Annotated in this window: 12 protein-coding genes and 1 tRNA gene; 10 read left to right on the top strand and 3 right to left on the bottom strand. The window is 72.0% G+C overall.

Annotation, left to right across the window (positions count from 1 at the left end; translation table 11 throughout):
- From CKO13_RS07210 to CKO13_RS07200, 3 genes are all read right to left on the bottom strand, one after another.
- On the bottom strand, positions 1–1,698 hold a 1,698-nt coding region (locus tag CKO13_RS07210; RefSeq protein WP_200258702.1), incomplete at its 3' end, for a heavy metal translocating P-type ATPase.
- 243 nt (positions 1,699–1,941) lie between these two features.
- Positions 1,942–2,018 (bottom strand) — tRNA-Met (locus tag CKO13_RS07205).
- Between the two features lie 94 nt (positions 2,019–2,112).
- Positions 2,113–2,910: an undecaprenyl-diphosphate phosphatase gene (locus CKO13_RS07200; RefSeq protein ID WP_200258700.1), complete on the bottom strand. Its 798-nt coding sequence runs from the start codon at positions 2,908–2,910 to the stop codon at positions 2,113–2,115.
- Positions 2,911–3,040: 130 nt separating this feature from the next.
- Between CKO13_RS07200 and CKO13_RS07195 the strand changes: the two genes are divergently transcribed.
- The 10 genes from CKO13_RS07195 to mntR all read left to right on the top strand — a co-directional run bounded on the left by CKO13_RS07195 (position 3,041) and on the right by mntR (position 12,035).
- On the top strand, positions 3,041–4,537 hold the full coding sequence (locus CKO13_RS07195) for an SDR family oxidoreductase (protein ID WP_200258698.1): 1,497 nt from the start codon (positions 3,041–3,043) through the stop codon (positions 4,535–4,537).
- 182 nt (positions 4,538–4,719) lie between these two features.
- Positions 4,720–5,043, top strand: coding sequence for a thioredoxin (gene trxA / locus CKO13_RS07190; protein WP_200258696.1), 324 nt, complete (start codon positions 4,720–4,722; stop codon positions 5,041–5,043).
- Positions 5,044–5,053: 10 nt separating this feature from the next.
- Positions 5,054–5,425, top strand: a complete 372-nt coding sequence (locus CKO13_RS07185; protein ID WP_200258694.1) for a NifB/NifX family molybdenum-iron cluster-binding protein — start codon at positions 5,054–5,056, stop codon at positions 5,423–5,425.
- 15 nt (positions 5,426–5,440) lie between these two features.
- Positions 5,441–5,845: a DUF6858 family protein gene (locus tag CKO13_RS07180; protein ID WP_200258691.1), complete on the top strand. Its 405-nt coding sequence runs from the start codon at positions 5,441–5,443 to the stop codon at positions 5,843–5,845.
- Positions 5,846–5,854: 9 nt separating this feature from the next.
- Positions 5,855–6,817, top strand: coding sequence for a thioredoxin-disulfide reductase (gene trxB, locus CKO13_RS07175; protein WP_200258689.1), 963 nt, complete (start codon positions 5,855–5,857; stop codon positions 6,815–6,817).
- Positions 6,818–6,832: 15 nt separating this feature from the next.
- Positions 6,833–8,266: a bile acid:sodium symporter gene (locus CKO13_RS07170; RefSeq protein ID WP_200258686.1), complete on the top strand. Its 1,434-nt coding sequence runs from the start codon at positions 6,833–6,835 to the stop codon at positions 8,264–8,266.
- An 85-nt stretch (positions 8,267–8,351) separates the two neighbouring features.
- A complete protein-coding gene (locus tag CKO13_RS07165; RefSeq protein WP_200258683.1) occupies positions 8,352–8,702 on the top strand; it encodes a carboxymuconolactone decarboxylase family protein in 351 nt (116 codons plus the stop codon).
- On the top strand, positions 8,695–9,351 hold the full coding sequence (locus CKO13_RS07160) for an ArsR/SmtB family transcription factor (RefSeq protein ID WP_200258680.1): 657 nt from the start codon (positions 8,695–8,697) through the stop codon (positions 9,349–9,351). The genes CKO13_RS07165 and CKO13_RS07160 overlap by 8 nt, the downstream gene beginning before the upstream one ends.
- Positions 9,352–9,564: 213 nt before the next feature.
- Positions 9,565–11,469 (top strand): cation:proton antiporter domain-containing protein, encoded by a 1,905-nt coding sequence (locus CKO13_RS07155; protein ID WP_200258670.1) that lies wholly within the window; start codon positions 9,565–9,567, stop codon positions 11,467–11,469.
- 98 nt (positions 11,470–11,567) lie between these two features.
- Positions 11,568–12,035, top strand: a complete 468-nt coding sequence (gene mntR / locus CKO13_RS07150; protein WP_200258656.1) for a manganese-binding transcriptional regulator MntR — start codon at positions 11,568–11,570, stop codon at positions 12,033–12,035.
- Positions 12,036–12,047: the final 12 nt, after the last annotated feature.

The following is a 12,047-nucleotide window of genomic DNA, read 5'->3' as shown; positions in this document are numbered from 1 at the left end:
CCCGCGCTCGCGGGCGGCGGCGGCCACGGCCTCGCCGAGGGGGTGCTCGGAGCGGCCCTCCACCGCCGCCGCCAGGGCGAGGACGCCGTCCGCCGTCCAGCCCTCCAGCGGCTCGATGTCGGTCAGCGCCGGCCGCCCCTCGGTGAGGGTGCCGGTCTTGTCGAGCACCGCCGTATCCACCTGGGCGACGCGCTGGAAGGCGGCGCCGCGACGGAAGAGGATGCCGTGCTCGGCGCCCTTGCCCGAGCCGACCATGATCGCCATGGGCGTGGCCAGCCCCATGGCGCAGGGGCAGGCGATGAGCAGCACCGAGGCCGCCACCACCAGGGCGTAGTTCGGCGCCGGGCCGAGCAGCCCCCAGAGCACGGCGGCGACGGCGGCGATGGCGATGGCCCCCCAGACCACCAGCCCGGCGAGGCGGTCGACGACGCCCTGGATCGGCGGCTTGGAGCCCTGCGCCTCCTCGACGAGGCGCACGATCTGGCCGAGGACCGTCGACTCGCCGACCCGGGTGACGCGCAGGCTCAGGGCGCCGTTGCGGTTGACGGTACCGCCGATGACCTCGTCGCCGCTGCCCTTGGCGGCGGGGACCGGCTCGCCGGTGACCATGGACTCGTCGACGTAGCTCTGCCCCTCGATCACCTCGCCGTCCACCGGGATGCGCTCGCCGGGGCGCACGCGAAGCTCATCGCCGACGGCCACCGCGGCGGCGTCCACCTCCTGCTCGACGCCCTCGCGCACCACCCGGGCGGTGGGCGTGCGCAGGGAGAGGAGCTTGCGGATGGCGTCGGAGGCCTCGCCGCGCACCCGGGTCTCGTGGTAGCGGCCGACGAGGATCAGGGTGATGATCACGCCGATGGCCTCGAAGTAGACCCCCCGGGCGGCCGCAGGGAAGAGCTGCGGCGCGAGGAGCACCAGCGTCGAGTAGCCCCAGGCCGCCGAGGTGCCGAGCAGGACCAGGCTGTTCATCTCCGGGGCCAGCCGGCGCAGCGCCGGCGCCCCGATGCGGAAGAAGCGCCGCCCGGCGCCGAAGAGGATCCCCGTCGCCAGGGCGAACTCCACCCAGTGCCAGCCGGCCCAGGGCATCAGCGCCGCCATGGCCCGCTCCAGGCCGGGGATGAGCATCGGCCCCATGGCGATGGCCAGCAGCGGCACGGTCAGCGCCCCGGCGAGCCAGGCCTCGGTGCGCAGCCGGCCGAGCTCGCCACGTCCGCCCCCCTCGGCCGCCGGCTCATCGGTGCCGCCACCGGCCTCGGCCTGCCCCTCGGCGCCGGGCGGCACGGCCTCGTAGCCGGTCTCAGCGACGGCGTCGTAGAGCTGCTGCGGGGCCGTGGCCTCGGGCAGGTAGGTCACCGCGGCGCGCTCGGTGGCGAGGTTCACCGTCGCGGTGATCACCCCAGGGAGGCGCTGGAGGGCACGCTCGACGCGGGCGACGCAGGAGGCGCAGCTCATGCCGCGGACGGCGAAGGCGTGCTCCGCGGTGCGCGGCGTGTAGCCGGCCTGCTCGATGGCGTCGAGCAGCGCCTGCGGGGCGAGGTCGGCCTCGAGGGTCACGGCGGCCTCGCCGGTGGCGAGGTTGACGCTGGCCCCGGCGACACCGTCGAGGCCCTGGAGGGCGCGCTCGACCCGGGCGACGCAGGAGGCGCAGCTGATGCCCTCAATGCCGATGCGCAGCTCGAAGGGGCGCTCCTCGGGCATGGCCGTACTCCTCCGGTGGCGGCAGCCGGGTGGCCCCGGCTGAGAGTGGTCCCGTTGAGTCCACAATACGCGGCAGGATGCCGCGATTGCAAAATCTCAATCAGCCCGGCGCTAACCCGCTCGCCCCGAGCGATCGCCAAAAAGGCCCGACGCACCCCGGTTGCGGGGTGCGCCTGAGGACTGCGCCATGAAAACCGTGAGGAGGAAGAGGAGGAAAAAGCTGGCTGGCTGAAGGGAGTTGTCTGGTAGCGGGGGCAGGATTCGAACCTGCGACCTTCGGGTTATGAGCCCGACGAGCTACCTGGCTGCTCCACCCCGCAATCGTTGTGTATATTCTAGGTGCGCCTGCCCCATCGGTCAATACGCCGCAGCGGGTGTTTGCCGCACCCCGGCGGGCAGGGCCACCGGCGGGCCCTACCAGGCGAAGAGCAGCAGCGCGGCGCCGAGGATGAGGCGGTAGACGACGAAGGGCAGCATGCCGATGCGCTGGATGGCGGCGAGGAAGGCGGCGATGCACAGGTAGGCGCTTACCGCCGAGACGCCGGCGCCCACGGCGATGGCCCCCCAATCGACGGGGTGGGCGGCGGTGGCCAGGTCCAGCCCCTTGAGCCCGCCGGCGAGGACGATGACCGGGATGGCCAGCAGGAAGGAGAAGCGCGCGGCGGCCTCGCGGGTCAGGCCCACGAGGAGCCCGGCGGTCATGGTGATCCCCGAGCGCGAGGTCCCGGGGATGAGGGCGATGGCCTGGGCCAGGCCGATGACGGCCACGTCGCGCCAGCGCAGGGCGTGCTCGTCGCGGCGGCCGCTGTGGAGCGCATCGGCCCCCCACAGCGCCAGGGCGAAGACGAGGGTGGCCGCGGCGATGACCAGCGGCCCGCGCAGCTGCGCCTCGACGACGTCCTTGAGCAGCAGCCCGGCGAGGCCCACGGGCACCGTCCCCCAGAGCACCGCCCAGGCCAGGCGGCTCTCCCCCACGGCCTCGCGCCGGCGCAGGGAGGCGAGCCAGTCGCGGGCCATGCCGGCGAGCTCCCGGCGGAAGTAGGCGACCACCGCCGTCAGGGAGCCGACGTGGACGGCGACGTCGAAGGCGAGCCCCTGGTCCGGCCAGCCGGTGAGCGCCGGCAGGAGGATGAGGTGGGCGGAGCTGGAGATGGGCAGGAACTCGGTAACGCCCTGCAGCAGGGCGAGCAGCGCGGCCTGGAGCCAGTCCATAATGATGGCAGCATCCCCTCCAAGATAGGCCGGGCATACTAGCCCACCCAGGGGCTCATCGGCCATGCTTGAGGCGAAGCGGCGGGACCGCCGCCCACCGATCCGTCCGCCGAGCACGAGGCAGCCGACCATGACCGACGAGACGCCCTCCCCTACCCCTCAACAAGACCGACCGGAAGGCGCCGGAGAGGCGCAGCGGCCGCTGATCCTCGTCTTCGGCGCCAGCGGCTACATCGGCTCCCACCTGGTGCCGCGCCTGCTCGAGGCCGGCGAGCGCGTCCGCGCGGCGGCGCGCAACCGCGAGGTCCTCGCCGCCCGGGGCTGGGAGGGCGCCGAGCTGGTCTCCGCCGACGCCTTCAAGCCCGACTCCCTCGCCCGGGCGCTGGAGGGCGTCTCGGTGGCCTACTACCTGGTCCACTCCATGGGGGCGGGCAAGCGCTTCGGCGAGCTGGACCTGCAGGCCGCCGAGAACTTCGCCCACGCCGCCGCCGAGGCTGGCGTCGAGCGCATCGTCTACCTCGGCGGGCTGGTGCCGGCCTCGGCGAGCTCGGCGCACATCGTCTCGCGCCGGCAGACCGGGGACACCCTGCGCCAGGGCCGCGTCCCGGTGACCGAGCTGCGCGCCGGCATCATTGTCGGCCCCGGCTCGGCGGCCTTCGAGGTCATGCGCGACCTGGTCCTGCACCTGCCGGTGATGGTCACCCCGCGCTGGGTCTTCGCCAAGTCGCCGCCCATCGCCCTGGAGAACCTCCTCGAGTACCTGCGCCGGGCGCCGCAGGTGCCCGAGACGGCCGGCAAGATCCTCGACACCGCCGGCCCCGAGCACCTGACCTACGCGCAGATGATGCGCATCCTCGCCGAGGAGGCCGGCCGGCGCCCGCCGAAGGTCATCCCCGTGCCGCTGCTCACCCCCAAGCTCTCCTCCTACTGGCTCAAGTTCGTCACCGCCGTGCCCACCCCCATCGCCCGGGCGCTGATCGAGGGGCTACGCGAGGACTACACCGCCGACGACCACGAGGTCCGCCAGCTCATCCCGCAGCCGCTCAAGGACTTCCGGACCGCCGTGCGCGACGCCTTCGAGGCCGAGCGGCGCCACGACGTCGCGGCGCGCTGGACGGAAGGCGCCTTCATGTACCGCAACTACCGGCTCGACTACAGCTACTACGCCAAGCGCGCCAGCGCCCGCGCCCACGCCGACGCCCCGCCGGAGGCGGTCTGGGCGGTGGTCAGCGCCATCGGCGGCGAGAACCGCTACTACTACGCCAACGCCCTCTGGAAGATCCGCGAGGTCGCCGACTGGCTCGTCGGCGGCCCCGGCATGAACTACGGCCGCCGCCACCCCACCGAGCTGCGCCTCGGCGACGTCGTCGACTCCTGGCGGGTCATCGGCCTGGAGCCGCAGCAGCGGCTGACGCTGTGGTTCGGCATGCGGGCGCCGGGCTCCGGGGTGCTGGAGTTCTACCTGGAGCCGGCCGACGACGGCGGCACCGAGATCACCGTCTCCAACTACTGGCACCCGGCCGGCGTCTGGGGGCTGCTCTACTGGTACGCCATGATCCCGGCGCACCAGTTCCTCTTCGCCGGGCTCGCCCGCGCCATCGCCCGGCGGGCCGAGCAGGGCGGCTGAGCCCTCCGGCCGCCTAGGCGCCCGGAAGGGCCGCCCACGCGCGTCCGGCCGCGCCTCGGGCACCCCGCACGATTTGCGCCCGCCGCCCCGGTTTGACACCCGGGGGCCCATTGCGTATCGTTCCACTAACCTATAGATCGTTGCATAGTTGGAGTGTCCCAGCAGCCGACAAGGGGGATCCCATGACCAAGACCGTCTCCGCCGACACCTTCGACAGCGAGGTCCTGCAGAGCAGCCAGCCGGTGCTCGTCGACTTCTGGGCCGACTGGTGCGGACCGTGCCAGACGCTCGCCCCGGTCCTCGAGCAGCTCGAGCAGGAGTTCAGCGCGCTCGAGGTGGCCAAGGTCAACGTCGACGAGAACATGCAGACGGCCATGCACTACGGCGTCCAGGCCCTGCCGACGCTGATGCTCTTCCGCGGCGGCGAGGTCGTCGACAGCAAGGTCGGCGCCCTGAGCCAGGGGCAGCTCTCGAGCTGGCTCCAGGAGACCCTCGGCAGCGCCTAGGGAGCGGGCCATGGGCACGAAGATCGCCGTCACCAGCCAGAACCGCCGGACGGTCACGCCCCACGCCGGGCGGACGCGGCGCTTCCTCATCTACGAGGCGCACGCCGACGGCGGCTACGAGCTCGTCGACCGGGTGGAGCTGCCCAAGGACCAGACACTGCACGAGTGGGGCAACCGCGACGGCCACCCGCTCTACGCCTACGACGTGATCATCGCCGGCAGCGTAGGGCCGAACTTCATCGAGCGCATGGCCCGCCGCGGCGTCGAGGTCCTGCCCACCAGCGAGACCGACCCGGAGACCGCCGTACGGCGCTACATCGACGGGACGCTGCCCGTCGAGCCGCCCCACGAGCACCACCACCACGATCACGACCACGACTAGCAGCAGGAGGTCGCCATGGAAAAGATCATGCTCCAGGACGCCTACCCGGTGCACACCCTCTACCTCGACAAGGCCAACACCAAGGCCGAGACCATCGACGAGGTAGTCGCCCACCTGCGCGAGCGCATCGAGGCCGACTCCCGGGCGGCGCACATCGCCGACTTCGACCACTACAGCCACACCATGAGCCACCCGGAGCCGGAGGTCGCCGAGAACATCCGCGACGCCCGCAACGTCATCTTCTGCTTCGGCCTGCGCCTGCCGGCGCCGGAGGTCACGGCCATCCGGCCGCGCTCGATCGGCGTGGTGGAGACCGACACGCAGTTCGTGATGAGCTTTCTGGAGGCGCCGATGCCCTTCGCCAACGACGCCATGAGCACCTGGATCGAGGAGCTCGCCAAGCAGCCCCAGCACGCCTAGGAGGCCCCGATGCAGCAAGCGGAGAAGCACTGCCCGGTGCTCATCCTCGGCTCCGGCCCGGCTGGCTACACGGCGGCGGTCTACGCCGCCCGGGCCAACCTGCAGCCGGTGCTCGTCACCGGCATCGAGCAGGGCGGGCAGCTGACCACCACCACCGAGGTGGACAACTGGCCCGGCGACCCGGACGGCGTCCAGGGCCCGGAGCTGATGGAGCGGATGCGCCGCCACGCCGAGCGCTTCGGCACCGAGATCGTCCTCGACCAGGTCCACACCGCTGAGCTCGGCGGCCAGCCGCCGGCGGTGACCGGTGACCGCTTCCGCTACACCGCCGATGCGCTGATCATCGCCACCGGCGCCTCGGCGCAGTACCTGGGGCTGGCCTCAGAGCAGGCGTTCATGGGCAAGGGGGTGTCGGCCTGCGCCACCTGCGACGGCTTCTTCTACCGCGGCCGCGAGGTGGCCGTCGTCGGCGGCGGCAACACCGCCGTCGAGGAGGCGCTCTACCTGTCGAACATCGCCGCCAAGGTCACCCTCATCCACCGCCGCGACAGCCTGCGCGCCGAGGCCATGCTCCAGGACGAGCTCTTCGAGCGGGCGCGCACCGGCAACGTGGAGATCGTCTGGAGCCACGTCGTCGACGAGGTCCTCGGCGACGAGAGCGGGGTCACCGGGCTGCGGCTGCGCAGCACGGCCGACGAGGCCACCCGGGAGCTGCCCGTGGCCGGCGTGTTCATCGCCATCGGCCACAGGCCGAACACCGATGTCTTCGCCGAGCAGCTGGCGATGCGCGGCGGCTACATCCAGGTCCAGGGCGGCCAGGACGGGGCGGCCACGGCCACCAGCGTCCCCGGCGTCTTCGCCGCCGGCGACGTCATGGACTGGGTCTACCGCCAGGCGGTGACCTCCGCCGGCACCGGCTGCATGGCCGCCCTCGACGCCGAGCGCTACCTGCAGCAGAAGCAGAAGGGATAGGAGGGAGCATCAGGCATGTGGTCACTACTCTATAAGATCCAGAAGCGGCTGCCGGTGGCGATCCCGGTCATGCTCGTGGCCGGGTTCCTCTACGGCGCCTACTTCGACGCCAGCCCGCTCCAGGTGCTGATCGTCCCGCTGACCTTCCTCATGGTCTACCCGATGATGGTGACCCTGCGGGTCTCGCACCTGGCCGGCTGGGACGACCTGCCGGCGCAGCTGCTCACCCAGGTGATCAACTTCGCGGTGATCCCGTTCGTCGCCTTCGGGCTGGGGATGGCCTTCTTCCCCGACTCGCCGTCGATGGCCCTCGGGCTGCTGCTCGCCGGGCTGGTGCCGACCAGCGGGATGACGATCTCGTGGACGGGCTTCGCCAAGGGCAACCTGGCCGCGGCGATCAAGATGACCGTCATCGGCCTGATCCTCGGCGCCCTGGCCACGCCGTTCTACATCAACGCCCTGTTCGGCGAGAGCCTGAACATCGACCTGTGGAGCATCACCCAGCAGATCGGGATCATCGTCATCCTGCCGCTGATCCTCGGCGTGCTCACGCAGCAGCTGCTGATCCGCGTCTTCGGCCAGGACGACTTCAAGAACCGCTGGTCGTTCCGCTTCCCGGCGCTGTCGACCATCGGCGTGCTCGGCATCGTCTTCCTGGCGATGGCGCTCAAGGCGCCGACCATCCTCCAGTCGCCGTCGCAGCTGCTCTATATCCTCGCGGCCGTCGCGGCGCTCTACGCCATCAACTTCCCGCTGAGCACCCTCGTCGCCAAGCTCTTCCTCAACCGCGGCGACGGCATCGCCCTGGTCTACGGCACGGTGATGCGCAACCTCTCCATCGCCCTGGCCGTGGCCATGAAGGCCTTCGGCGGCGACGCGGCGCTGGTCATCGCCCTCGCCTACATCATCCAGGTGCAGGCGGCGGCGTGGTACGTGCGCTTCTCGCCGTACATCTTCGGCCCGGCCGAGGAGCCGGACGAGACCCGTGAGGCCCGCGGCCTGGACACCACCGAGCAGGGGGCGGCCCCGCAGGTGGACTTCTACGAGGACGACGACAACCTCTACATCACCGCCGAGTTCCCCGGCATGAGCGAGCACGACGTGGAGGTGACCTACGACGTCTGCGACGGCGTCCTGCGCCTCGCCGGCGAGAAGCGCTCCGAGGCCGAGCGCGGGGCGCTGACGGTCCACGGCCAGCTCCAGCACCACGTCAGCGAGCGCGCCTACGGCCACTTCGAGCGCCACGTGCCGCTGCACCGCCACGTCAACGAGCAGCGGATCAGCGCCTCGTTCGAGCACTGCGTGCTCACGGTGACCCTGCCGAAGGTCAAGCAGCCCCACGAGACCCGGCGCGTCGAGCGCATCGAGGTCCAGGGTGAGGACGAGCGCCGCAGGCTCGAGGGCAGCGGCGGAGACAGCGGGGGATATGAGTTAGAATACCGGTCCTGATATCCCCCGGACGCTGGGGGGCCCCGCCGGCAGCCGGCGGGGCCGCTTTGCGTCAGGCACCTGCAAAGACGGAGGCTATCCCCGTATGTACAACGACTGGAACGAGACCGCCAACGAGCTCTCCAAGCTCTTCCAGGATTTCCGCAAGGCGCACCCGGAGGTGGCCAAGGGCTTCTCGAGCCTCGCCCAGGCGGCCTCGGCCGACGGCGCCCTGGCGGCGAAGGACAAGGAGCTCATGGCCGTGGCCATCGGCATCGCCACCCACTGCGAGGGCTGCATCGCCTTCCACACCAAGGCGGCGGCCAAGCAGGGGGCGACGCGCGAGGAGATCGTCGAGACCATCGGGCTGTGCATCTACATGGGCGGCGGCCCCTCCTTCGCCTACGGCGCCCAGGCCCTGGAGGCGTTCGATCAGTTCAGCGGCAGCAATGGGTGAGCAGAGCGGCCAGCGCAAGCTCTTCGAGCAGTTCGCGTCGGTGGCCAAGGCCCTCGGCCACGAGTACCGGCTCGAGCTCCTCGAGCTGGTGGCCCAGGGCGAGCGCAGCGTCGAGGCGCTGACCCAGCTCACCGGCCTGCCGGTGGGCACGGTCTCGCAGCACCTCCAGCAGCTGCGCCGCACGGGGCTGGTGGCGGCGCGCAAGGAGGGGAAGTACGTCTACTACTCCCTCGCCGATGACGAGGTCCTGGAGCTGATGGCCTCCCTGCGGCGGGTCGCCCAGCGCAACGTCGCCGAGGTCCAGCGGCTCGTGGAGCAGTACTTCCACGACCAGACCGCCCTCGACGCCCTCAGCCCCTCGGATCTGGTCGAGCGCCTGCGCGCCGGCATGGTCACCCTCCTCGACGTCCGCCCGCGGGAGGAGTACGCCGCCGGCCACCTGCCCGGCGCCGTCAACATCCCCCTCGACGAGCTCGAGCAGCGGCTCCAGGAGCTGCCGGCGGACCAGGAGGTGGTCGCCTACTGCCGCGGCCCCTACTGCGCCCTCTCCATCGAGGCCGTCCAGCGCCTGCGCGACAGGGGCGTCAAGGCGCTGCGCCTCGAGGAGGGCTACCCGGAGTGGCGGGCCGACGGCTTCCCGGTCCAGTAGCCGGGCCCGCCCCGGCCAACCCCCCGATCCACCGCTACGCTAGCCGGGGCGGGCGGCCCCTTGCGCCGCCCCTAGCGTAGCCTCAACAGTGGATCGTAAAATCGAGCGTTTTCTCGTTTCGCGCCGGCTGATCCGCCCGCACCTTCGCCCCCAGCCGGCTCCCAGCCATTGCAAGCCAGCGACAGCGGACCCGAGGCCGCTGAGGAGCGCCCTATGGATTTGCTCCTGCAAGTGACGATCCTGCTCGTGGCCGCCGTGACCGCCGTACCCCTGTTCCGCTGGCTGGGGCTGGGGGCGACGCTCGGCTACCTGGCCGCCGGCGTGATCATCGGCCCCGACGTGCTCGGGCTGTTCCAGGAGACGAAGGAGCTGCTCGACCTCTCCAAGGTGGGCGTGCTGCTGCTGCTGTTCGTCGTCGGCCTGGAGCTGGCCCCGAGCAAGCTCCTCGCCCTGCGCCGCGAGATCCTCGGCCTCGGCTCGCTGCAGGTGCTCGCCTGCGCCGTGCCCATCGGCGCCGCCGCCCTGGCGCTGGGGCTCAGCGGCCCGGCGACGGTCCTCGTCGCCCTCGGGCTGGCCTTCCCCTCGACGGCCTTCGCCCTGCAGGCGCTCAGCGAGCGCGGCGAGCTCGGCGCCGTCCACGGGCGGGCGGCCTACTCGGTGCTGCTGTTCAAGTACCTGGCCATCCTCCCGCTGATGGCCGCCATCCCGCTGCTCGGGGCGGGGCTCGAGGGGGTCTCGCCCGGCGACCTGGTGCTCGGCTCGGTGCAGACCGTGGCGGTGCTCGCGGCGGTGGTCGTCGGCGGCCACTACCTGCTGCGCCCCCTCTTCCGCACCGTCGCCGCCGTCGGCGCCACCGAGACCTTCACCGCCGCCACGCTGCTGGTGGCCCTGGGCACGGCCATGGTCATCGAGCTCGCCGGGCTCGACATGGCCCTCGGCGCCTTCCTCGCCGGCGTGCTGCTCGCCGACTCGGAGTACCGCCACGAGATCTACGCCAACATCAAGCCCTTCAAGGGGCTGCTGATGGGGCTGTTCTTCATCGCCGTGGGGATGTCGGCGGACCTCGGGCTGCTCGCCAGCGCCCCCGCAGCGGTGCTCGGGCTGACCCTGGGGCTGCTGGCGACGAAGATCGTCGCCGTCTACACCGTCGCCCGGCTCTGGGGGCTCGAGGCCGCCGGGGCGAGCAAGCTCGCCGCCGCCCTGCCCCAGGGCAGCGAGCTGGCCTTCGTCCTCTTCGCCCTCGCCCTCCAGTACGGGGTCATGGCCCAGCCTGCCGTGGACATGGTGGTCGCCATCGTGACCCTGTCGATGGCCGCCACGCCGCCACTGGTCGCCCTCAACGAGCGCTTCGTCGTCCCCCGGCTCGACGGCGAGGGCACCCGCCCCTACGACCAGCCCGCCGGCGAGGACCCGCCCGGGGTGATCATCGCCGGCTTCGGCCGCTTCGGGCAGATGATGGGGCGGCTGCTGCACAGCGCCGGGATCCGCTTCACGGCCCTCGACGCCAATCCGCGGCAGGTGGACTTCCTCCGCCGCTACGGCAACGAGATCTACTACGCCGACGCCGCCAACCCGGACATCCAGCAGGCGGTGCGGGTCGGCGACGCCGACGCGCTCATCGTGGCCATGGACGATATCGACAGCTCGGTGCGCATCGTCGAGAAGACCCGCGAGCGCTACCCCAACGTGCCCATCTACGCCATCGCCGGCAGCAGCCACCACGCCTGGCACCTGCGCGACCTGCGCGCCGAGGCGGTGGTCCGCGAGGCCTTCGCCACGAGCCTGGAGCTCGGCGAGGAGGTCCTCCAGGGGCTCGGCTGGCAGGCCGAGGAGGCCCGCTCGGCGGTCAGCCAGTTCCGCGCCCACGACGAGGCGCTGATGGACGAGCGCTACGCGGTGCACACCGAGCGTACGGAGCTGCGCCCCGACCAGGCGGAGCTGGCCAACGAGCTCGAGAACCTCTTCGAGGCCGACGCCGAGGACCCCATCGACACCGAGCACGACGACGGCGTGGACCTGGAGCCGGAGGCGGTCGAGGAGGCCGAGGCCGAAGAGGCCGGCTACAAGGAGGCGGCCGCCGAGACGGCCGGGGGCAGGGAGGACAAGGCCCTCCGCTGAGGGCGGGAGCTCGCCCGAGGCCAGCGCCAGGCGCCCCTGGCCTGCACCCCCGCAGCCTGTACAATACAGAGGCTCGTCCGCCTGACAGCGCCAACGCCATGGGCCGGAACCACGACCCTTACGAGCCCGGCGGCCCGACGCGGCCGCCGCCGAGCCTCCCTGCCCCGGAGATCCACGCCCGGCAGCACAGCCACGTCCGCCAGGCCCACGAGACCGAGCTCATCGAGGACTACGTCGAGCTCATCGCCGATCTCATCGACACCCGCGGCGAGGCGCGGGCGGTGGAGATCGCCCACCGGCGCGGCGTCCGCCAGGCGACGGTCTCCAAGATGCTCCAGCGGCTGCTCGGCCAGCAGCTCATCGAGACCGAGCCCTACCGGGCCATCTTCCTCACCGCCGAGGGTCGGCGCATGGCCGAGGCGAGCCGCGCCCGCCACGCCCTCGTGCTCGACTTCCTGCGCAGGCTCGGCGTCCCCGAGGAGGTCGCGCGGCGCGACGCCGAGGGCATCGAGCACCACGTCAGCGCCGAGACCCTCGAGCGGATGCGCCGCTGGCTCGAGGCGTAGCGCCGGCCGCCC

Source organism: Halorhodospira neutriphila (genome assembly GCF_016584055.1).
Taxonomy (GTDB): domain Bacteria; phylum Pseudomonadota; class Gammaproteobacteria; order Nitrococcales; family Halorhodospiraceae; genus Halorhodospira; species Halorhodospira neutriphila.
The sequence above is the reverse complement of the archived record's forward strand: the minus strand, read 5'-3'. Positions and strand labels throughout refer to the sequence as shown.